General features: G+C 61.2%; 25 protein-coding genes and 1 tRNA gene. 13 read left to right on the forward strand and 13 right to left on the reverse strand.

Annotation, left to right across the window (positions count from 1 at the left end; genetic code table 11):
* Positions 1 to 64: 64 nt before the first annotated feature.
* The 4 genes from VSX56_RS12720 to VSX56_RS12735 all read right to left on the reverse strand — a co-directional run bounded on the left by VSX56_RS12720 (position 65) and on the right by VSX56_RS12735 (position 4,854).
* Complete coding sequence (locus VSX56_RS12720) at positions 65 to 769, reverse strand: porin (protein WP_339112928.1); 705 nt, start codon at positions 767 to 769, stop codon at positions 65 to 67.
* Between the two features lie 96 nt (positions 770 to 865).
* Entirely contained in the window at positions 866 to 3,670 is a 2,805-nt protein-coding gene (gene gyrA, locus VSX56_RS12725; RefSeq protein WP_350937575.1) for a DNA gyrase subunit A, read from the reverse strand.
* A 144-nt stretch (positions 3,671 to 3,814) separates the two neighbouring features.
* On the reverse strand, positions 3,815 to 4,279 hold the full coding sequence (locus VSX56_RS12730; protein WP_339112927.1) for a disulfide bond formation protein B: 465 nt from the start codon (positions 4,277 to 4,279) through the stop codon (positions 3,815 to 3,817).
* Positions 4,276 to 4,854 carry a YqaA family protein gene (locus tag VSX56_RS12735; RefSeq protein WP_339112926.1) on the reverse strand — a complete coding sequence of 193 codons (579 nt, stop codon included), beginning with the start codon at positions 4,852 to 4,854 and terminating at the stop codon, positions 4,276 to 4,278. Before VSX56_RS12735 ends, VSX56_RS12730 begins: the two co-directional genes overlap by 4 nt.
* 193 nt (positions 4,855 to 5,047) lie before the next feature.
* On the opposite strand from VSX56_RS12735, the gene VSX56_RS12740 reads away from it, so the two are divergent.
* Positions 5,048 to 5,131, forward strand: a tRNA-Leu gene (locus VSX56_RS12740).
* 111 nt (positions 5,132 to 5,242) lie between these two features.
* On the opposite strand, the gene VSX56_RS12745 is transcribed toward VSX56_RS12740, so the two are convergent.
* From VSX56_RS12745 to VSX56_RS12780, 8 genes are all read right to left on the reverse strand, one after another.
* Positions 5,243 to 6,238: a tyrosine-type recombinase/integrase gene (locus VSX56_RS12745; RefSeq protein WP_350937577.1), complete on the reverse strand. Its 996-nt coding sequence runs from the start codon at positions 6,236 to 6,238 to the stop codon at positions 5,243 to 5,245.
* On the reverse strand, positions 6,235 to 6,408 hold the full coding sequence (locus VSX56_RS12750) for a hypothetical protein (protein WP_339107146.1): 174 nt from the start codon (positions 6,406 to 6,408) through the stop codon (positions 6,235 to 6,237). Before VSX56_RS12750 ends, VSX56_RS12745 begins: the two co-directional genes overlap by 4 nt.
* Positions 6,409 to 6,424: 16 nt before the next feature.
* Positions 6,425 to 6,694, reverse strand: a complete 270-nt coding sequence (locus VSX56_RS12755; protein WP_350937580.1) for a hypothetical protein — start codon at positions 6,692 to 6,694, stop codon at positions 6,425 to 6,427.
* A 90-nt stretch (positions 6,695 to 6,784) separates the two neighbouring features.
* Entirely contained in the window at positions 6,785 to 7,066 is a 282-nt protein-coding gene (locus tag VSX56_RS12760; RefSeq protein WP_350937583.1) for a hypothetical protein, read from the reverse strand.
* The gene (locus VSX56_RS12765) at positions 7,063 to 7,314 is read right to left on the reverse strand and encodes a hypothetical protein (protein WP_350937585.1); all 252 of its coding nucleotides are present in this window, start codon (positions 7,312 to 7,314) and stop codon (positions 7,063 to 7,065) included. The genes VSX56_RS12760 and VSX56_RS12765 overlap by 4 nt, the downstream gene beginning before the upstream one ends.
* Positions 7,315 to 7,530: 216 nt before the next feature.
* Complete coding sequence (locus VSX56_RS12770; RefSeq protein WP_350937661.1) at positions 7,531 to 7,806, reverse strand: DUF2312 domain-containing protein; 276 nt, start codon at positions 7,804 to 7,806, stop codon at positions 7,531 to 7,533.
* 185 nt (positions 7,807 to 7,991) lie between these two features.
* Positions 7,992 to 8,141: a hypothetical protein gene (locus VSX56_RS12775; RefSeq protein WP_350937588.1), complete on the reverse strand. Its 150-nt coding sequence runs from the start codon at positions 8,139 to 8,141 to the stop codon at positions 7,992 to 7,994.
* 323 nt (positions 8,142 to 8,464) lie between these two features.
* Positions 8,465 to 8,749 carry a helix-turn-helix domain-containing protein gene (locus VSX56_RS12780; protein ID WP_350937590.1) on the reverse strand — a complete coding sequence of 95 codons (285 nt, stop codon included), beginning with the start codon at positions 8,747 to 8,749 and terminating at the stop codon, positions 8,465 to 8,467.
* A gap of 28 nt (positions 8,750 to 8,777) precedes the next feature.
* Between VSX56_RS12780 and VSX56_RS12785 the strand changes: the two genes are divergently transcribed.
* The 6 genes from VSX56_RS12785 (at position 8,778) to VSX56_RS12810 (ending at position 12,213) form a co-directional block, all read left to right on the forward strand.
* Positions 8,778 to 9,089 carry a hypothetical protein gene (locus tag VSX56_RS12785; protein ID WP_350937592.1) on the forward strand — a complete coding sequence of 104 codons (312 nt, stop codon included), beginning with the start codon at positions 8,778 to 8,780 and terminating at the stop codon, positions 9,087 to 9,089.
* A 97-nt stretch (positions 9,090 to 9,186) separates the two neighbouring features.
* Positions 9,187 to 9,621 (forward strand): hypothetical protein, encoded by a 435-nt coding sequence (locus VSX56_RS12790; RefSeq protein WP_350937594.1) that lies wholly within the window; start codon positions 9,187 to 9,189, stop codon positions 9,619 to 9,621.
* A complete protein-coding gene (locus VSX56_RS12795) occupies positions 9,621 to 10,106 on the forward strand; it encodes a DUF1937 family protein (protein WP_350937597.1) in 486 nt (161 codons plus the stop codon). Before VSX56_RS12790 ends, VSX56_RS12795 begins: the two co-directional genes overlap by 1 nt.
* Complete coding sequence (locus VSX56_RS12800; protein ID WP_350937599.1) at positions 10,106 to 10,816, forward strand: hypothetical protein; 711 nt, start codon at positions 10,106 to 10,108, stop codon at positions 10,814 to 10,816. Before VSX56_RS12795 ends, VSX56_RS12800 begins: the two co-directional genes overlap by 1 nt.
* Before the next feature lie 147 nt (positions 10,817 to 10,963).
* Entirely contained in the window at positions 10,964 to 11,542 is a 579-nt protein-coding gene (locus VSX56_RS12805; protein WP_350937601.1) for a hypothetical protein, read from the forward strand.
* Positions 11,539 to 12,213, forward strand: coding sequence for a hypothetical protein (locus tag VSX56_RS12810; protein WP_350937604.1), 675 nt, complete (start codon positions 11,539 to 11,541; stop codon positions 12,211 to 12,213). Before VSX56_RS12805 ends, VSX56_RS12810 begins: the two co-directional genes overlap by 4 nt.
* A gap of 90 nt (positions 12,214 to 12,303) precedes the next feature.
* Here the strand turns inward: VSX56_RS12810 and VSX56_RS12815 are convergent, their stop codons facing one another.
* Positions 12,304 to 12,945, reverse strand: a complete 642-nt coding sequence (locus tag VSX56_RS12815) for a type VI secretion system-associated protein TagO (protein ID WP_350937606.1) — start codon at positions 12,943 to 12,945, stop codon at positions 12,304 to 12,306.
* A gap of 128 nt (positions 12,946 to 13,073) precedes the next feature.
* Between VSX56_RS12815 and VSX56_RS12820 the strand changes: the two genes are divergently transcribed.
* The 6 genes from VSX56_RS12820 (at position 13,074) to VSX56_RS12845 (ending at position 20,589) form a co-directional block, all read left to right on the forward strand.
* The gene (locus VSX56_RS12820; RefSeq protein WP_350937608.1) at positions 13,074 to 13,787 is read left to right on the forward strand and encodes a hypothetical protein; all 714 of its coding nucleotides are present in this window, start codon (positions 13,074 to 13,076) and stop codon (positions 13,785 to 13,787) included.
* A 217-nt stretch (positions 13,788 to 14,004) separates the two neighbouring features.
* Complete coding sequence (locus VSX56_RS12825; RefSeq protein WP_350937610.1) at positions 14,005 to 14,670, forward strand: DUF1441 family protein; 666 nt, start codon at positions 14,005 to 14,007, stop codon at positions 14,668 to 14,670.
* Positions 14,671 to 14,672: 2 nt separating this feature from the next.
* Positions 14,673 to 16,874: a terminase gpA endonuclease subunit gene (locus VSX56_RS12830; RefSeq protein ID WP_350937612.1), complete on the forward strand. Its 2,202-nt coding sequence runs from the start codon at positions 14,673 to 14,675 to the stop codon at positions 16,872 to 16,874.
* 3 nt (positions 16,875 to 16,877) lie between these two features.
* Complete coding sequence (locus tag VSX56_RS12835) at positions 16,878 to 17,081, forward strand: phage head-tail joining protein (protein ID WP_350937614.1); 204 nt, start codon at positions 16,878 to 16,880, stop codon at positions 17,079 to 17,081.
* Positions 17,082 to 17,084: 3 nt separating this feature from the next.
* Positions 17,085 to 18,545 carry a phage portal protein gene (locus VSX56_RS12840; protein WP_350937616.1) on the forward strand — a complete coding sequence of 487 codons (1,461 nt, stop codon included), beginning with the start codon at positions 17,085 to 17,087 and terminating at the stop codon, positions 18,543 to 18,545.
* Positions 18,529 to 20,589 (forward strand): head maturation protease, ClpP-related, encoded by a 2,061-nt coding sequence (locus VSX56_RS12845; protein WP_350937618.1) that lies wholly within the window; start codon positions 18,529 to 18,531, stop codon positions 20,587 to 20,589. Before VSX56_RS12840 ends, VSX56_RS12845 begins: the two co-directional genes overlap by 17 nt.
* The last annotated feature ends 37 nt before the right edge of the window (positions 20,590 to 20,626 follow it).

Below are 20,626 nucleotides of genomic sequence, written 5' to 3' on the forward strand. Positions count from 1 at the left end.
GTTTCTGCATATGAAAAGGCGACCCCCAAGAGGGCCGCCCCTGATCTTGCGCAGATCGCCCGGTTCAGTGGCCGACGATCAGATCCGACAGGCTGTGATCGCTGAAGCTCACACCACCCTGACCCAGATCCGCACGCAGGCCGATGCCTACATAGCTTTCCGCATCATCATGATTGGCATCGTTGAAGCCCAGCTCGCCCGTCATCGCATAGCCATTGCCCAGATCATATTCACCGGTGGCCGCATAGCGGCGGCCCGTGACATCATCGGTGTCGTAATAATCAAGGCGGCCGCCAACCTTGACCTGCGAATTCAGCGGCATGGTTGCGGAGACGTTATAGAGGTTGCCCTGCATATCGGCATCATCGCTCTTGACGTGATTATAGGCGCTCTCCACCGAGAACATGCCATAATCGCCCTTATACTCGACGCCTAGCGTGGTGTAATCATCGCCGTCGATCCGCTCGAAACCGGCACGCGCACCGAATTTCATCATGCCATTCATATTGTAGATGGCATGGAGCGCGGTGGTATGGCCATCCCAGCTGTCATCCCAGTAGCGATTGAGCGCCATATCGCCCTGAAGCGAGAATTGCGGCGTGAAGCCGACTTCCATCTGCCCACCGATGTTGGTGCGCGACTGGTCGCGCGAATCCGCGTCGAGATAATTGAAATGTGAAGCGCCGACATTGGCGCCGACGATATCGGCCGCATGGGAGGCCATGGGCGCGAACCCTGCCAGCAGGGCGAGGATGGCTGTCTTTTTCATATGTCTACTCTGCTCGTTGGTCTGTGATCTTGCGCCACAGATTCTGGTAAGCCGTAAAGGAAAGGGCAGGTCACATCGCTGTGCCTGCCCTTGGTTTTACTCGTCTTCGGAAGCGCCGTCAGCGGGTGGCGTATCGTCAGTCTGTGACGTTTCCGTGATTGGCAGCTCCTCGCCATCCTCATCACCCTGATCGGCGATACGGGCGACCGAGACCACCGTCTCGCCGACAGCCGTGTTGAAGACCCGCACACCGCCTGCGCCACGCGAGCGGAAGGAGATCCCGTCCACCGGACAGCGGATCGACTGGCCGGTCGAGGTGGCCAGCATGATCTGGTCTCCCATTTCGACAGGGAAGGATGCCACGAGATCGCCGCCGCGCATCTTCTTCTCGAAGGCGGTGACGCCCATGCCCCCACGCCCGCGCACGGGGTAGTCATGGCTCGAGGAGGTCTTGCCAAGGCCCTTGGCGGTAATCGTCAGGATCAGGTCCTCGGCCGCCGACATTTCGGCATAGCGCTCGGGCGAGAGCTGGCCGCCCTCGACCGCGTCGTCCTCCTCGTCGGTCTCGTCCTCTTCGGTGATACCGGCCATCAGACGGCGCTGCTTGAGATAAGCGGTGCGTTCTTCCGAGGTGGCATCGAAGTGGCGGATGACGGACATCGAGACGACCTCGTCCTCGCCCAGCAGCTTCACGCCGCGCACGCCGACCGAATTACGCGAATTGAACACCCGCACTTCCGGCACGGGGAAGCGGATCGCGCGGCCCTTGGCCGTGACCAGCATCACATCGTCATCCTCGGAACAGATGCGCGCATTGATCAGACGCATGCCCGCATTCTCCTCCTCGAATTTCATCGCGATCTTGCCGTTACGCATGACATTGGTGAAATCCGAAAGGCGGTTGCGGCGGACGGTGCCTGCCGAGGTGGCAAAGACCATCTGCAGATCGTCCCACTCGGCCTCGTCGCGGTCCACCGGTGTGATGGCGGCTATGGAGACGCCCGCAGGGATCGGCAGAATATTGACGATCGCCTTGCCCTTGGAGGCACGCGAACCGGCCGGCAGCTGCCAAGTCTTCATCTTGTAGACCATGCCTTCGGTCGTGAAGAACAGAAGCTGCGTATGGGTATTGGCCACAAACATCGTGGTCACCGCATCATCATCCTTCAGACCGCCGCCCGACAGCCCCTTGCCACCGCGTTTCTGCGAACGGAAATCGGCCAGCGGCGTGCGCTTGATATAGCCCGACTGCGTCACAGTCACGACCATATCCTCGCGCTCGATCAGATCCTCGTCGTCGATATCGCCGATGAAATCGGCAATCTCGGTGCGGCGCGGGACGGCGAACAGCTCGCGTACTTCGCGCAGCTCGTCCGAGATGATCGCCATGATCCGCTCGCGCGAGGCGAGGATGGCAAGGTAGTCCTTGATCTTCTCGGCCAGTTCCGCCAGCTCGTCGGTGACTTCCTTGACCCCGATCTGGGTCAGGCGCTGCAGGCGCAGATCGAGGATCGCGCGGGCCTGCACCTCGGAGAGGTTGTAGGTGCCGTCATCATTGACCGGATGCAGCGGGTCATCGATCAGTTTCAGATATTCGACGATATCATGTGCGGGCCAGCGCCGCGTCATCAGCCGCTCGCGGGCCTCGGCCGCATCGGCCGAGGAGCGGATCGTGGCCACGACCTCGTCCACATTCGAAACCGCCACGGCGAGACCGCAGAGCACATGGCTGCGCTCGCGCGCCTTGCGCAGCTCGAACGCGGTGCGACGCGCGACCACTTCCTCGCGGAAGGTGATGAAATGCGACAGGAAATCGCGCAGGGTGAGCTGCTCGGGGCGGCCGCCATTGAGCGCCAGCATGTTGCAGCCGAACGAGGTTTGCAAAGGCGTCAGGCGGTAGAGCTGGTTGAGCACCACATCCGGCGTCGCATCGCGCTTCAGCTCGATCACCACGCGCACACCGACACGGTCGGATTCATCGGCAATGTTGGAGATGCCTTCGAGGCGCTTGTCGCGCACCAGCTCGGCGATCTTCTCGATCATCGAGGCTTTGTTGACCTGATAGGGGATCTCGTCGACCACGATGGCGAAACGGTCCTTGCGAACCTCCTCGATGCGGGTCTTGGCGCGGATCACCACCGAGCCGCGGCCCTCGAGATAGGCCTTGCGCGCACCGCCACGGCCAAGGATCAGACCGCCGGTCGGGAAGTCGGGGCCGGGGACGATCTGCATGATCGCCTCGGTCGACATATCGGGATTGTCGATCAGGGCAAGGGTCGCATCGACCACTTCGCCCAGGTTATGCGGCGGGATATTGGTGGCCATACCCACCGCGATACCGCCCGCACCATTGACCAGCATATTCGGGAACCGCGCGGGCAGGACGACCGGCTCGCGGTCCTTGCCATCGTAGTTGTCCTGAAAATCGACGGTGTCTTTCTCGATATCGGCCAGCAGGAAGGCCGCGGCCTTCTGCATGCGGACTTCCGTGTAGCGCATGGCGGCGGCACTATCGCCATCCATCGAGCCGAAATTGCCCTGACCATCCAGAAGCGGCAGCGACATCGAGAAGGGCTGGGCCATGCGGACCAACGCATCATAGATCGCGGCATCGCCATGGGGGTGGTATTTCCCCATCACGTCGCCCACCGGACGCGCCGATTTGCGATAGGGCTTGTCATGCGTATTGCCCGTCTCATGCATCGCATAGAGGATGCGGCGGTGCACGGGCTTGAGGCCGTCACGCAGATCAGGGATCGCGCGCGATACAATTACGCTCATCGCGTAATCGAGATAGGCCGTCTTCATCTCGGACGCGATGGAGACTATGGGAAACTGTTCAGAGGAGGGGCGCCCCGCCCCGTTTTCCTCGGTGTCCGGCGTATCGGGAGTATCGTTCACGCGCGCCTCAATTCTTCTAGATCTTGTTGGACCTTCTTATAGCGCGCCCGAGGGCTGGTATGCAACTTCCAAACCCCGATGAGTGGGCAAAGAAAAACCCGACGGCCTGTCCGGGCCGTCGGGTCAGGTAAAGCGGTGTGGGGTTCAGCGTTTCGCGCCCAGTGCACCGCGAATCCAGAAGAGGCACAGAACGAGCGAGAGGATCACGTTCAGATTGGCCATGGTCACGCCGAACATCTCCCAGGAGATCTGGTCGCACTGGATCAGCGGGGCGGAGTTGATCTGCGCCATGAGATCATCGACCGAACCCGAGACGCCGCTCGAGGTGCAGCTGGTAGGGCCTTGGATAATGTGCCGCTCGACCAGTGAGTGATAGGCGCCGATGCCTGCGGTCGCCAGCGCGGCAACTGCGCCCAGCCACGCGAACTGGCGCGGCAGGCGCAGCGCGAGGATGGCGATCCCTATGACGATGGCCGCGGCATGGGGCCAGCGCTGCAGCAGGCACAGATGGCAGGGCGCAAAGCCAGAAGCCTGAAAGAGGAACGCTCCGGCGAGAAGGGCGGCCGAGCCAAGCGAAGCGAAGAGGATGGAGAGGCGGGAATGGGTCATAGATATTTCACCAGATAGAGCCCGCCAATCAGCAGGACGACGAAGACAGTAAAGACAAGGCCGAGGCGCTTTTCGATGAAGGTGCGCACCGGCTCACCGAATTTCCACAACAGCCCCGCCACGATGAAGAAGCGCAGCGCGCGGGCGAAGATCGACGAGGCGACGAAGAGCGGCAGCGACAGATGGGTGACACCCGAGAAGATCGTGATCACCTTGAACGGGAAAGGGGTCACGCCCGCGATGATCACCGCCCAGACACCGTATTCATTGAAACCCGCGGCCAGCTCGTCGAACTTATCGGCTTTGCCATAGAATTCGAGCACGGGCTGTCCGATACTGTCCATCAGCCCGTAACCGATGCCGTAGCCCGCCAGCCCGCCCGTCACCGAGGCGATCGTGGCCACCAGCGCGATCCGGAAGGCTTTGGTAGGGGCGGCGATGATCATCGGGATCATCAGCACGTCAGGCGGAATCGGGAAGATCGAGCTTTCGAGGAATGCCACCGCGGCCAGCGCCCAAAGCGCATGGCGATGCCCCGCTATCGCGATCATCCAGTCATAGAGACGACGGATCATAATGCCCCCTGATACAGCCTCGCTAAGGGATGCCCCGTCCGCTGCAGGTGGTCAAGCGCTTGCGGGGGAAACCTTCGTGATAGGGCAGTATCTGGCCGGTATTCGACAGAAAAATCATTTCCATAGCCGTTTTGAAGATCTCCGCGTTGACTAAGGTTGTGAAGCCCAGTAAGAGGGCTTGGCACATTGCATTGCGGGCGTGGTGGAATGGTAGACGCGGCGGATTCAAAATCCGCTTCCGAGAGGAGTGCCGGTTCAAGTCCGGCCGCCCGTACCAACTTCAAAACATTGATGTTTTCGAGAGCGCGGCAGGGCTTTTAGGCTCTTTGTTTTATTGCTCTCAACAAATCTCTCAACATTCCTGTTTCGGGCCTGTTCTGTTCCAGCCTCAAATATCGCTCTTGTCGCGCATGGATTGCGCGATTTTTGCGCGCGCTTTCTGCCGAGCGGGGCCTGCATATTTTGCGACCATTGCTTTGGTCGTATGGCCCGACACGGCCATGATCATATCGTCGTCAAGGCCGAGCGCCCCGAGTTCGGCGCAAGCCGTATAGCGCAGACCGTGAAGGTCGTAATCCTCGGCCCCGATTTCCCGACGCACGGCGATCACGGCCTCATGCGCCGTCCGGTATTTGAGCGGCCTCCCATGATCACCCCATGCGCAGATCGTCAGGCCGATTCTCGGCGTCTTATCCAGAACGCTGCGCAGGTTCTGCGTCATGGGGATCCAGAGCCTGACGCCGGTCTTTCCCTGGCTGACCTTGATCCCTCCATCCTCAATGTCATCCCAGCGCATCTTGAGTACGTCGCCGATCCGCTGGCCGGTCTGCAGGCACAGCTCGAAGATCAGGCGCGCTCTTGGTGGTGCGGATTCCCTGAATTTCTCGACCATTGGTGTGGGCCACGCTTCGCGGGGTTTGGTCTCCGATTTGAGGAGCGAGACCCCTTTGACCGGATTGTCGTCGCGCCAGCCAAGATCGATCGCATGCTCGAAAAGGATTCGGGTCACCTGCACCGTGTAGTTGGCAAAGCGCACGGTATCGGCGTTGGCATCGCGCGCCCTGATCGCATCTTTCCGGCGATAGCCCTCCACGGGCAGGGCGCCGAGCTTGTCGCGGACCCACGCTATGACCTTGTCGTAATCACGACGGGTTCGCTCGGCCAGCTTCCGGTAGCGCGGGCTTCGCTCATAGGACCGGCAAAGATCATCGAATGTCCGCCCACGGATCACGGGGGCCTCGGGGCCATTCAGGAGCTGAGCATACTCAAGCGCAAATTCCTTCGTTCCCGGGGCATGCTCCACTCTGACGGTCGGCAAGCCGCGGCGCTGGAAATACAGGACGCCCTTCTTGTTATAGATATAGGCCGGTAGATCGCGTTTCATCGCTTAAGGTTCACCATGTCGAAGGGGTCGCTGTTGATAGGCTGCTCGGCGGGCTTCACTTCTATCATGCCGTCCGGGCCGATGCGGACCGAAAACCCTTTGGTGACCCATTCGGAGACCGCCCGCCGTAAATCCGAGGGCCGGAATATGCTTTGATCCTGCTTTCCCATGTTGAAACCTCTCTTGTTAATGGGGGTGGGGGAAGTCTTCGCTGTCTAGCTTCTCATTGGGATCAATGGCGGCCATTGCACCTTTCCTCGTCAGCCAGAAGCGCACCGTGTTGATCCTGCTTTGCAGCTCCGTTCTCTCGGCAAAACCGAGATCCTTCATTTCTTCCCATGCGGTGAAATCACTATGCGGCCCATAGGGCGTAACGAAGCAATTCCGGTAGCTGGTATGGTTTCGATTGGGGAGGCCAAGTGCATGGCGCGCCAGCTTCTTTTGTGTAGGTGTCATGACGGCCTCCTGAGTTGCCGGATCTGCGAGGGCGCGTCGGACAGCGTGGTCCCCCGCAGATCATCCGCGCGACCATCGCGCGAATTACTTTCAGATGAAAACTTCGGTGGGTCCGTGGTCGTCGCGCGGGCGGCGGAGTTCTTCGGCGATCAGGCTGACCATGACCGCGCCGAGGGCCGCGCCCTTTGTCTGCCTGCGGGGCGTTGCGGTGATGATGATGGGTTGGCGCGGGGCAGTTTCGGGGCGAGCGGCCAGAGTGCTGCGGCTGGTGTCCCAAGGGGCACGGGGAAGGCTGACATCGCGGCGGCTGAAATCGAGTTTGCCAAGCCCGTCGGGGATAGTGACGGTCCGCTTCTCGGTACTGCGCATCATGCGGCTCCTTTCTGGCTGAAGGCCGCGCGACCGGCGGCGGTGTGGCCTTTGCAGGGGCCACCACAGAGCCCGACCTGCGGGCAGAGCGCCTCCATCGTCAGACCATGGGCGCGGGCTGCTGCGCGGAGCGCTCCGATGCGATCGGCCTCGCTCGGGTAGCCCATGATGAAGAAAGGCCGGTTCTTGCTGATCTGCTCGTGATAGTCGTCTACTGCCGCCGCGAGCTTGCGTCTGGTGGATGCGGTCATCGCGTTTCCTTTCATGATGGTCGGCGGACACGGCGGGCCTCCGAACTGGTTGCCGTGTCCGCCTGTCCGGCGCGCGTGGGACACGCCGAATTCCTGAGTTTGGGGCAGGGCCTCGAGGGCGCTAGCCGAAGCTCGGGATCTTGGGGCGGCGCTGGTGGGTATTGGGCGCCGCCCCGTATCTGGCCCCGGGAGGAAAGGGGGTGGGGCCGGATGCTGTCAGTCCATCCCGAGCGCCTGCTTGTAGATGTCCATGATCGCCTCTTCCTCGGCGATGTCGTTCTTGTCGCGCTTGCGCAGCGCGATGATCTTCTTGATGACCTTGGTGTCGTAGCCGCGGGCTTTGGCCTCGGCCATCACGTCCTTCTGCTGCTCGGCGATATCGGCCTTCTCGGCGGCGAGGCTCTCGAACTGCTCGATGAATTGGCGCAGCTCGTCTCCGGTCACCTGATAGGCTTTCTCTGCGGCGGCTTGGAAATCGGCATCTGCTTTCATGGGTGGCTTGCCTGCATTGGCGCGGCTGATGTTATGGGCCGAGCGGGCGAGGAGCTCGGGCGTCTCTGTGTCCTGGGGAATGGGCGTCATGGCGTTCACGATGGGCTTCTCGAGAAAAGGCCGGGCGGCGGCGAGCAGTGCGCCGCCCGGCAGTTGGGTTGCGAGCAGTTCACAGGCAACCGATTTCAAAAGGCGGAGTTCTCAGCCTGCCATCGGGCGCAGGTCATCTGCGCGATGGGGTCGAGGTAGATCAGCAAAAGCAGGAGAGCCGCGCAGGCGCAGACGATGGCCCTAAAGGGCTTCCGCGAGTTGGTGGTCTGGTAAAACGTCTGCATTGCGCGGCTCCAAATGTAGCGATATACGCAACTTGCGATATTGGCAACTATTTGGTCAACATAAAAAATGCGAAAAACGCAATTTTTAGTATCGCTTGAGGATGGGCTCTGATTTCAGAGAAGAATTCTCAGCAAGATGGTGGAGTTTGGATTTGCGAAAAATGAAACTGGACGTAAAATAGAAGACTTGAGGATTTTACGTCTTCATTGCGCGGGCGTTTCTTGCTAGGCTCTACCTTGTGGAGGCCCTATGACGCGTGATGAAGTTCAGGATCGGGTAGAAAGATTGACATATGCACAGCGAGAAGAGCTGTATTCCTACCTTATTTCTCTGCTAGAAAACGAAGAAACTCTTCCGCCTGCCGCTTTTTCTCTTCAGAAAGAGAATCATAAAGCTCAAGTAAGTGATGGTTCCGGTCAGTAGAGCTGAGATCGACGCCAAAAAAGGAAACGATCTTCGGGATTTCTTCCGACTTAACGCGCCTTTTTCCTGATATGATCTTGGAGATAACGTCAGGTGAAAGCCCTATAGCATCCGCCAGCCGGGTTTGTTCCCCGCGCTCGCCCGTCAGATGACGTCTAATCCATTCTGCATCGATCACTTCCATACTGCGATTGTCGCAAATCTGCGAAATAATGAATATCGGCGAATTCGCAACTTTTGTATTGACTTCATTATGCGATATTCGCAAGTTTCTCGTCATGATGGAACCTGCTCAAACAGTGATTAGAATTTGCGGGGGGATCTCCGCTGTGGCCGAGATGGTGTCTCGTAGTGAGGTGCGTGTTCGCCGGTGGGGATATCCGAAGGCTCGCGGCGGTAGCGGCGGGCTTATTCCGGCAGAACTACAACAGCAGCTTCTTCGTGAGGCGGTTGCTCGCGGTATCCCACTGAAGCCGGAACACTTCTTTCCTTCGTCGCTCTTAAAGGCGGAGCGGTGGGAATAATGGGATTGGGGCGCTGCTTTGATCAGGTCTGTCATGAAATATTTATCGGCTTCCTGACGCCGAGCGGGCAAGGAAAACCGCTTTCCGAGGTAAACCAATGATTGAAAGCTACGAAAGCGCGGCGCTTCGGGCAATGTTTGCCAGCCTTGTGCAGCACGCGGGGAAAGGTCCCGCCGTTGTCGCTGCGATCCGTGAAACTACGGGGCGGCAGATGTCGGAAGGAACGCTGAGCAAGATCATCAGCGGGGAGGGGCGGTTCGACTGGAACCTCGCTTTCCAGCTGGAAGAGATTGCGGGGCGGTTCCCGATCCGCACGATGCTGATGGCGCGGGTGCCCGGCGATCCGGTCAAGGCGCAGTTTGACGAGCTGGCGGTGCGGACGATGAAGGAGGTGGGCGATATCGGCCCCGCTCTTCTTGATGCGGTACGCACCGGCGATTTCACCAAGCTCGACAAGGAAGGTCCTGAGGCGGTGACCGCGATTACCGCTGCTATGGCCTTCGGGCGCTCGGCGCGCGAAGGAGATCGGTGATGCGCGGACACCCCGCTTCGCCAGCCCGATGCGAGCCCTATGACCTATGGGAGGCTTGTTCTCGCTCGGCGAAACCGCTGGATTGGTCCAGCCCGATCGTCTTCGGGGTCGGGCCTTCGGATATTGTCGGGCGCTCGGGAGGCAAGCCTGTCTATGTGACCTCGACTGTCCGCCTCGATCTCTGTCAGGTCACCGAAGCCGACGCGCTCTCGGCGGCGCGGGCCTGTGCTGAGCTGTCACGCATGGGCATCTGGGCGGTTTCGCCTGTGGTCCTCGGGGCCGCGATGCTCGAGGTCGATATGCATCTCAAAATCAATGAGCCGGTCGGGTGGGCCAAACAGGTCGCAGGTCTCCGTAATGCGGCTGGCACGATCTGGGTGCCTGCCTGCCGTGGCTGGGCACGCTGCCCGCAAATCTGGGCCGATGTGCAATGGGCTGCCTCGCGTGGCGTGCCGGTCATGGTCGAAGCGAAAGGGGTGATGTGATGACTGACCTTTGGAACGAAGAGGGCTATCTGCCCGAGCCGCCGATTGAGGCGCATGTGTCGCTGAACACTTTCGAGCAGATCGAGATGCCGATTGACTGGCTCTCGGAAGAATGGGCGCTCGGGCTGTCGCATGCCGCTCTCGGCATCATGTTCCGGCTTTACAGCGCCTCGATCCGGCAATCGCCTGCGGGCTCGTTGCCCGGCTGTCCCGACCAGATCTGCCGCTTGGTCGCGGGGCTTGAGCGTGGAGATGATATCGCAGAGGCGCTGGCGCTCTGGCCGGTGCATAGCGATGGCCGCCGTTACTGGGCGCGCTGCGTTCCTCTGATCGAGGCGGCATGGGGACGGCGCAAGGGGAAGACCTCGAAAGACGCCCTGCGCAAGCGGCGGCAGCGGCTTGGCGAGCAGCTTATCAAATGCGGCCTGTCGCAGGACGGTGCCGCCAATCGCGATGTACAGGACATGGTTCTGGCCGAGCTTGGCGAGGGCCGCCTCGAGCTGCGGCTTGTCCATGATGCTGCCTCGCGGGCGGGGATCATCGGGCCTGTCCGGAAACTGTCCGCGGACACAAACGGACAGTCCGTGGACAGTCACAAACTGTCACGCGTGACACTTTCCGGACAGTCACGGGACAGTCACGGGACAGTCCGTGGACAGAGTTCGGACAGTCCGTTTGTGTCCGATGCAGCAAATTCCACAAGATATTGATTGGACCTGTTCTGGTTCGCTTTTTTTTGCCCGAAAACTGTCACGCTTTTTTCCGGTCTGAATAGAGAAGATCAGATCAGACCCCCCTTACCCCCGTGACAGTCGAGAGTGCCCGAGCGGGGAATGCTGAGAGAAAGGAGAGGCGACATGGACAGTGCAGAACAGGCAGCCGGTGAGAAGCGTGTGCGGACGGTGCTCTTCGAGCCGCTTATGCGGTTGGGGCTCGGGCGGCCTTCGACCGTGACCAAGGCGGTCTTCGAGGAGATGATCGAGGAGGTGAGCGGCAAGCTTGCCTATATGTCCGAGATCAATCTCGACGCGCTCAAGGAAGAGATTGTCGCGCATCCGGGCGGCAGCCGTGAGGACCGGATCTGGGCGGGGCCGCAGATCCTGAAGAAGGCCGCCGAGATTGATCCGCCGGAGGAGACCGGCAGCCCCTTGATGCGGGCAGTCTTTGCCAGCGGGATGGGGCGCGAGGCGCTGCGCGATGGTTGGGCCCCCGAGCTGCGCCGTGCGGTCAAGGATAGCCGCCGCTGGCCCAATGCGTTCGCCGCCAGCCAGCTGCGCGAGAAGGCGCGGGAAAACCTGCGCCGCCTGAGGCTGATCGAAGAGAACATGGCCGCCGGCCGGCAGGTCTCTGATGATGACATGGCCTTCCGCCACCGGCGGCAGGTGGCGATGAACCAATGCGAGAAGATCGCGAAGCTGGCAGGGGCAGAGCAATGATGATGACGGATGTGCGGCGGGACCGGATCGTAGCGGCGGGGCCTCGGGTGATGAGTGTGCGCTCGGCACTGGAATGGGCCTTCGGTCCGGAGAATGCGCGGATGGATTTCGACCATAGCGGGGCGCATGAGTTCGATCGCGTGGGCGTCTCGCCCGAGTGGCGGATGATGCAACAGGCCAAGCTCGGGTGCCGGATCGATGGCGGCGGAGCTGGCCCCGCGCCGCATGTGCATCCCGACGCGGCGATGATCGCGGCGGCAGTCGAGGCGCTGGAGCTGAACCCGATGTTCGGGCGCGAGATGGCGGTGCTGGTGGCCACGCATGCGAGGGCAGGGACTGCGCCTGACTGGCGCGGATCAGCGCGGCGGCATGTGGTGCCGGTCGGTTGGGACTTTGACAAAGAGGGCAACCAAACGGCTTTGGAACAGAAAGGGGATGTCTGGGCCTATCGCCATCCAACCTGTCGCAACCGGTTGGAGCTGCGCTCAAAGTTTTGCCCCATTTCTTATGTCGGTGGTGGTGCCGAAACTGGGGCGCGGCGAAGGGCATATCTCGATTGGTATGGCGCACTTCTGGAGGTGTCTATGCAACTGCGTGTGCCGGGCTATTTGGACACGATCCGTGTTACCTCGTCGCTGCCTTTGCTCTCTCCGTGGAAAAATAAATGTTGACTGCATAAACGCGATTTGACATTTTGCAGTCACCACACGAGCGCCCGAAGGTTGAAAGACCTCGGGCGCTTTGTTGTTTGTTGCGAAAGATCACCAGTTACAGGCGGCCCTCAATGGTTTTATCGCTTCATCAAGCCCCTTAATATCAAAGGTGCCTGAAACCGTACTGTCAGAGAATGGGGTTGCGCGAAGTGCAAGTTTCTCTTTGCCAAGCATTTCTTTGATAAAGGGAATCGCGGTTCCGCCGCTCCAAAGGCCTAACGCCATATGATTATTGCTCTCTCTAAATGATTTGGTTACAGCGGGAAGGCTATCAAGGCGATAGGTTACCTTTCCTCTGCCCTGAAGCGATGACATGAAGCATCCGCCAAACGTAACCCAAGCATTCGTGGAGTTTTCGCGACAAGCAAGAGTGACCCTAAGGGGCTCGTCTTTGTAAGGGCAATTGGTGTTTTCAGAACTCGCGATTGAAACGAAGACGGTTGACGAGTCGTCAAATTCAGAAGTCTCCTGTTGGACCGTCCAAAGTCCTGTGTCGCCTGTCTCTTCATTCGCGATAGCATTGGTATCCGGTTTGGTCTCTTCTTCCGACTTCTGTTCGGCGGTGGCAGTATCGAAGCAAGCCAGTCGCTCGTCGGGGTCGGTAATTTTGACGCAGTCTGCCACGTCGGCAAGCGCACTAATCGGAGCAGCAAGAAGCGCGATAGTCAGTGGATAGTGAGAAAGTTTCATTTGCGATGCCTTGAAATCGAATCTGACAGAAACCATCCGCGCATCATGTCCTTTGTTTTTCAAGGATATTATCGGAGAAATCTCTGTCAGATACTGTAATCTCGCCGCTCTTTTGTTGATGAGGCCACATGTTCAACATGTCCTATGATCAGAAGGATCTTGAGCGGGGTCTGCTCTCGGTCGAGAAGGAACAGGTGCCCTACGCCACGATGCTGGCGCTTAACGAGACCGCGAGCGACGTGCTCAAGCATGTGCAGGATCGGATGGACGTGGTCTTCGACCGCCCGACCAAGTTCACGAAGAATGCGTTTCAGGTCTGGCGGGCGACGAAGAGCAATCTGAGCGCCGCCGTTCAGGAGCGGCCTTCGGTCGGCTCCCGGCATTATCTGAAGCGGCAGGAGACAGGCGGAGCGCGTGGCCAGACCGGCATCGAGAAGCTGCTCGCTGGGCGGCTGGCTTATGACGGGGTTATCGCGGCGGCACTGCCAGCCTCGGGGGCCAAGCTCGATAGCTATGGCAACTGGTCACGGGGCGAGCGGAACCAAGTTCTTTCGCAGCTGATGGCGCAGCGCGATAGCCGGTCGAACGAGACGGATCGGTCGCGCAAACGTAAAGGCTCCAAGCGGGCCACCTATTTCGTGCCGAAGAATGGCGCGCTCAGCCCTGGCGTTTGGCGGCGAGATCGCTCGGGCGATCTCGCGCCGGTCCTGACCTTCGTCGATGCGATGCCGCATTATGACATGCGCCTCGGGTTCTATGACGGGGCGCAGGAAGTGTTCGACGCCCGCTTTGCCGAGAACTTCCGCGCGGCATTCGCGAAGGCGATGGCCACGCGCCGGTGAAACTCCGGCCAGACCATCGGCTCGGGTGGAAAAGTCGGGCCGAGCAAAAGTGCTGGCTGAGCATAGTCGGTCCCGACAAAAATGGCCCATGGCATGGGTCCTTCCGGCGATTTTTACGCATGCGGGTAATTCGCGCCCCGTTACATCCACCTGTTTCTGGGTTTCGGGGAGGTGGGGTTGGGGTTGTTGTTGTTATTCTTTACAGGGGGTTGATCCCATGGATACGCTTGTCACGCTGACGGATGGGGGCGTGCTCGATACTGCGCTCTATCCGCTGCCCGACGGGCTGTCGGATGGGGTGATGAACCGTGCACAACTCGCCATCGCCTTCAATGTCTCGGAGAACTCGGTCACCAAATGGGTCGGCCAAGGCATGCCGGTGCTGACCGCCGGTCAGAACGGGGTGTCTTACGAGTTCCAGCTCTCGCATTGCTATGCCTGGCGCAGGACGCGGGACGAACAGAGCCGCGCGACCAAGGCCACGCGCGATGCGCATGCGATGCAGGCGTCTCTGGCCTTCCGCAACCTCGATAGCGAGCAGGAAGAGGAAGAGGGCGGCCTGACCGCCAAGCAGCTGCGCGAATGGTCGGAAGCCGAGTATCACCGCAACCGCGTGGCCGAACAGCGCGGCGAGCTGGTGCGGGCGGCCAAGGTCTCCGAGCTCTTGGAAGATCTGATCGGCGTGGTGGCCACGGCCCTGGGCACGATGCCCGACCATCTCGAGCGTGATCTGGGCCTCGGGGTCGAGGAGGTCTCGAAGGTCGAGGTCCGCTGCGATCAGGTAGTGATGAAAATGCGTAACATGATTGATTTGTCGATCATGGGCACGGGGCAGGTGACAAGCTTTGCCGATTACAGCGAACAGCAGGACATGGGGCTTTAAGCATGGTCGAGATGATGGATCGCGGGGCCTCGGTGCTGAGCATCCCGCCGCTTCCGGCATGGATCCAGCCGCGCGAGCTCTTGGCCGATGCGCTACCGCTTCTGGATCCGCCCTCGCGGATCTCGGTGACCGATGCGGCCGAGAAGTTCATGCAGGTGCCGATCGGGACCGACTGGTCGCGCTTTGACCGCTCGGTTGCGCCCTATATGGTCGAGCCTGCCGATATCACCCAGTCGCGCAAGTTCAAATCGGTCTGTTTCGTGGGGCCTTCGCAATCGGCCAAGACCACGATGCTGATCACGGTGGCGGTGCATTCGGTAATGTGCGCGCCGGCGCCGGTGCAGATCATCCATATGTCGAAGCCCGATGCCGATGCCTGGGTGGAAGAGAAGCTCGATCCGATGATCGAGCATAGCCGCAGGGTGCGCGAGCGGCTGGGACGGGCGCGTGATGACAGCACCTTCTCGCGCAAGCGCTTCAAGGGCATGCGGCTCTCCATCGGCTATCCGGTGGCACGCCAGCTGTCTTCGCGCTCGCAGCGGCTGGTGCTGCTGACGGATTACGATCACATGCCGCAGGTGCTGGGGCCGAAGGACGCGCCCGAGGGCAGCCCCTACGGGATGGCGCGCCAGCGGATCCGGACCTTCATGTCGCGCGGTTGCGTGCTTCTCGAGAGCACACCCGCCTTTCCGGTCACTGACGAGACCTGGAAGGCGGGGCCGCAAAACCCGCATGAGCTGCCGCCTGTGTCTGGGGGCATTGTGCGGATCTATAACGAGGGAACACGGGGGCGGTTCTATTGGCAGTGCCGCGACTGCGGGGAGCTGTTTGAGCCGCACTTCAAGCTTCTCAAATATGATGAGACGCTCGAACCGGCTGTGGCTGGTGCCAAGGCAGAGATGTGCTGTCCGCATTGCGGTAGCCTCTACAGCCACCGCCACAAGAACGAAATGAACCGCCAGATCCTCAAAGGCCGCGGCGGTTGGCTGCATGAGGGGACATCTGTCGGAGAGGATGGCAGGCGGGCGCTGGTGACGATCGATGATCCGGATCTGCGCGCCACCGATGTGGCGAGCTATTCGCTCAACGGGGCAGCTGCAGCGTTCGCGAGCTGGGAAGGGCTGGTGACCTCTTACGAGCTGGCACTCCGGCAGGTCGAACAGTTTGGCGATTATACCGAGCTTTCCCGCGTCTACTTCACCGAGCGGGGCGAGCCTTATCTGCCGAAGCGCACCCAGATCGAGGGCGAGCTGACGGCTACGATGCTTTCGGAAAATGCCGTGCGCCTCGATAAGCGCGTTGCACCGGGCTGGGCCCGCTTCATCACCACCTCGGTCGATGTGCAAGGCAACCGCTTCGAGGTGCTGGTCATGGCATGGGGGTCGCAGGGCGAGCGGATCATCATCGACCGCTTCGCGATCTCGCAGCCGCCGGATCATGCACCCAAGGCGCGTAACGAGGACGGCCAGTATCGCGCCGTTGATCCCGGTCGTTATGCCGAGGATGCGGATGCGCTCATGGCTCTGGCGGGCCGCGTCTATCCCGTGGAAGGTCAGCCTTGGGGGCTGACATCCTGCGCCATTGCCATCGACTTCAACGGGCCTGCGGGCTGGTCGGATAATGCCGAGAAGTTCTGGCGCAAGCGCCGTTCGGCCAATGACGGGGATCTGTGGTTTCTTTCGGTCGGGCGCGGTGGCTTCCACCAGTCGGATCGGGTCTGGTACGCCTCGCCCGAGCGGGGATCGAAAGGCAAGAAAGCCCGGTCGATCAAGCTTCTGAACATGGCCACCGACCGGTTGAAGGACTCGGTTATGGCGGCGATGGGGCGGTTCGAGCGTGGCTCTGGTGCCCAGCATACGCCCGACTGGCTGGAAGAGGATCACCGCAATGAGCTGGTGGCCGAGCGTAAGGGGCTCAAAGGCTATGAGCTGAAGGCCGGTATCAAGCGCAACGAGGGTCTCGATCTCTCGGTGCAAGCCTTGGCGCTCGCCGAGCATATGGGTGTGAACCGTGTGAACTGGGAAGCACCGCCCGACTGGGCAGTTCTGGGCATGGCCAATGCCTTTGCAGTGTCTTTGGCACAGCATGATCCATCTGACGAAGAGGCCACGCCCGAGCAGGACGGGGTCGATGACTTCACCGCCGCTGCATCGCAATCGGCCTCTCGCCCGTTCTCGGGCATTCGTTATCTTCGGAGACGTTAGAACATGGCTTGGACACAGTCCGATATTACCCAGATGGAGCGGGCCATCGCGACAGGGGCGCGGGTCGTGCAGATCAATGGCGAGCGGGTGGAATACCGATCGCTTGAGGAGATGCGCTCCATTCTGGTGATGATGAAGGAGGAATTGCGCGGGGCTGCGGCCGGCGCGTTCCAGGTTTCCTACCCGAAGACGCTGCGAGGCCTCTGACCTATGAACCCTATCGATCGAGTGGTGTCCTTCTTCAGTCCTGAAGCGGGCTATAAACGGCTGCGCGCCCGTGCGGGAGCGGCGCAGCTGATGAACTTCGACGCCGCCTCGCGCGGGCGGCGTACCTATGGCTGGAAAGCTCCGGGCTCCTCGGCGGATGCGGCGGCCTATGGCCATCGTGGGCGGTTGCGCAACCTCTCGCGCGATATGATCCGCAACCGCCCCTATGCGGCGCGTGGTCGCGATGTGGTGGTGGCCAATGTGGTGGGAGAGGGGATCGCCCCCTCGATCCGGATGGAGGGGACCGCCACGGACGAACCGGACAAGGCGCGGCTGCAGCACTACCTCCAGCATCTTCTGACGCAGGATGCGGATGCACTTGGCGAGTATGATCTCTTCGAGATGCAGGGGATCGTGATGTCGACGGTCTTTGCCGATGGCGAGGTTTTGGCTCGGCGGCGGATGCGCAACCCTCGGCTCGATCCACACCTTCGCTTGCCCTATCAGGTCGAGCTGATCGAAGCCGATTACCTCGATCCGACTGTCCAGTCGCATGGCGAGAACCTTGTGATCGAGGGGATCGAATACGGGCCCACCGGTGCGATCGAGGCCTATCACCTTTATAACGAGCATCCGGGTGCGGTGCAGAACCGTAAGGCGCTCACATCCACGCGGGTGCATTGGTCCGATATCCTGCATATCCGCCGTTTTGACCGCGCGGGCCAGCTGCGCGGCGTGCCGTGGCTCGCGCCCGTCATGATGACACTGGGCGAGTTGGGTGATTATCAGGAGGCGCAGATCCTCAAACAGCGCATGGCGGCGCTGATGGCTGTGATCCTTGAATGGGATGATGGCGCGAAACGTCCGGCAAACGCCGGCGCGGGGCTCGAGGAACTGGCACCGGGGGCAGTGGTGAACCTGCCTGCGGGGGCCAAACCAAACTTCACGGACCCGCCAAAGATCGATGGTTATGACGAGTTCATGCGTCGGGGCCTTGGCATGGTCGCGATGGGCTTGGGCATCAGCTACGAGTCGCTCGCGGGCGATTTGAAGGGCGTGAACTTCTCCTCGGGCCGGATGGGGCGGATGGAGATGGATCGCCTCATCCGCATGTGGCAGCGCAACCTGATGATCGGGCAGTTCTGTCGCGGCATGGAGCGCTGGTTCCGTGAAGGGCTGGCAATGACGGGCGAGGCGCTTCCCGCCTTCACCATGGACTGGACGCCTCCACGGCGGATCCTCGTGGATCCGACCAAGGAAATCCCCGCGATGGTCAAAGAGGTCGAGGCGGGGCTGAACTCGCGCCAGCGCACTCAACGCGAGTTGGGGCGTGACCCCGACACGATCCGCGCCGAGCGGGCGCAGGATGCGCAAGCGGATAAAGCTTCCGGTCTCGAACCGGTGGCCTCTCAAGGCGGGTTGGCCGTCGATAGCAATAAGGATGACGATGATGAAGGCGACTGACCTGATTGTGGGCGGTGAGCTGATCCTGAGCGGGACAGTGCTGCTCGATGACTATGTGGGCTACATGTACGAAGAGGATATCTTCTTTGCGCCGCGCATGGTCCGTGAAGCTCTGCAGATCATGGGCGAAGGGCCGGTGACCGTGCGGGTCAATTCGGGCGGCGGCCATGTCTGGGCGGGCGAGCAGATCCGCGCGATCCTCGCGGCCCATCCGGGCGGGACCACGATCGTGGTCGAGGGGCTTGCCGCCTCTGCCGCCTCGATGATGTTCATGGCGGGGACCAAGCGCCTGATGTCGGCGGGATCGCAGATCATGATCCATGACCCTTCGGGCTTTGTCTTCGGGACCGAGGCCGAGATGCGCCGCGAGGCGGATGTGATCGGGGCCTCGGCCAATACCTATGCGGCTGTCTACGCGAGCGCCTCGGGCAAGACGCCCGAAGAGGTCCGCGAGATCATGAAGGCCGAGACCTGGTATGGCCCCGAAGATGCTGTGGCCCATGGCTTTGCCGATGGGGTGGCAGGTGAAGATGCTGCCGCTTCTCCCCTCATGAAATTTGCCACGATGGAGGCCGCGCGAGCGGCCTTCATGAGCGCAGGAGCAGGCTACGAGCAGCTCCTGTCCCGTGTTCCGGACGCGGCGCGCCGCTCCACCCCCAAACCCAAGGAGACCTTGATGACCACTCCCACGACCACCACGCCGCAACCGGCTCCGCAGCCTGCACCGCAACCCGCGCCGCAAATGACCACGCAACAGCCCGATCCCGTGGTTGCCGAGCGCGCCCGCGTGAAAGGCCTGCGCGAGATGGCCGCGCCTCATGTGGCCTCCGGTCGCCTCATGCAGGCGGATGTGGACCTTCTGATCGATGATGGCACGAGCCTTGCCGATGCGGGTGTCAAACTCATGGCGCAGATGGCGGCCGCCGAAGCGCCCGGTTGCAGCCATTCGCCTGCGCGTATTACCCGCGACGAAACTGACACCCGCATGGAAGGGATGATCGGCGCGCTGATGAAGAAAACCGATGGTCCCGCAGTGGACTATCGCGGTCTGCGTCTCAAGCGCATGGCGATGGATCTCGCAGGTGGCCCGCGCAGCTATGATGAAGCGGCCCAGGTCAAGCGCGGCATGACCGCCACTACCATGATGGGTGGGGCACTCGGCGTCAGCGATTTTGCCTATATTACCACCGAGGTGATGAAGCGCACGCTGATTGAGAACTATAACCGCCGCGCGGCCAGCTGGCAGCTGGTGACCGGCGCGCCGATCTCGGCCGCCGATTTCCGCGAGCTGCATGCGGTGCGCTTCGGCGGGGACTTCCAGCTCAAGCCGGTGGGCGAGAATGGCGAATACAAACAGGCCCGTCTGGTCGATGAGGCCGAAGGCCTGAAAGTCGAACGCCGTGGCCGGACCATCAACCTCACATTCGAGGCGGTGATCAATGACGATATGGGCGCCTTCCAGCGCATCCCGACTGAGTTCGCTACCGCCGCGCGGCTGATGGAAAGCTCGATGGTCTGGACGCTCTTCCGCACCAATGCCAAGCTCAAATCCGATAATAAGGCGCTTTTCCATGCCGATCACGGCAATCTCGCGGGCACGGCGGCGGCAATCTCGGTCGCCTCGGTCGCAGCGGCGCGCAAGGCAATGTGGGAGCAGCGGGCCTTCGGCTCGAAGGATGGCGATGACTTCCTCTCGATCGAGCCCGACCGCCTGATCGTCCCGCCGGCTCTCGAGCTGGCGGCGATGCAGTTCGCGGCTGCGATCACGCCGGCCAAGAATGCGGATGCCAACCCGTTCTCGAACTCGCTGACGCCTTCGACGGTTGGCAATCTGGGTGCTGCAGCTGGCGGTTCGGATACCTCGTGGTATCTGGTGTCCTCCGAGTTGCCGCCGATCCAGCACGCCTATCTCGAAGGCTACGAGGCCCCGACCGTGGAGACGCTCGACGGCATGAACCCCGATGTTGTGACGATGAACGCGCGCCACATCTTCGGGGCGGCGGCGGTCGAGTATCGCGGGGCCTACAAGAATGCAGGCGCCTGATCGGGCGTGAGGCAACAAGACTGATCTGACGAACGGG

Source organism: Thioclava kandeliae (genome assembly GCF_040297545.1).
GTDB lineage: Bacteria > Pseudomonadota > Alphaproteobacteria > Rhodobacterales > Rhodobacteraceae > Thioclava > Thioclava kandeliae.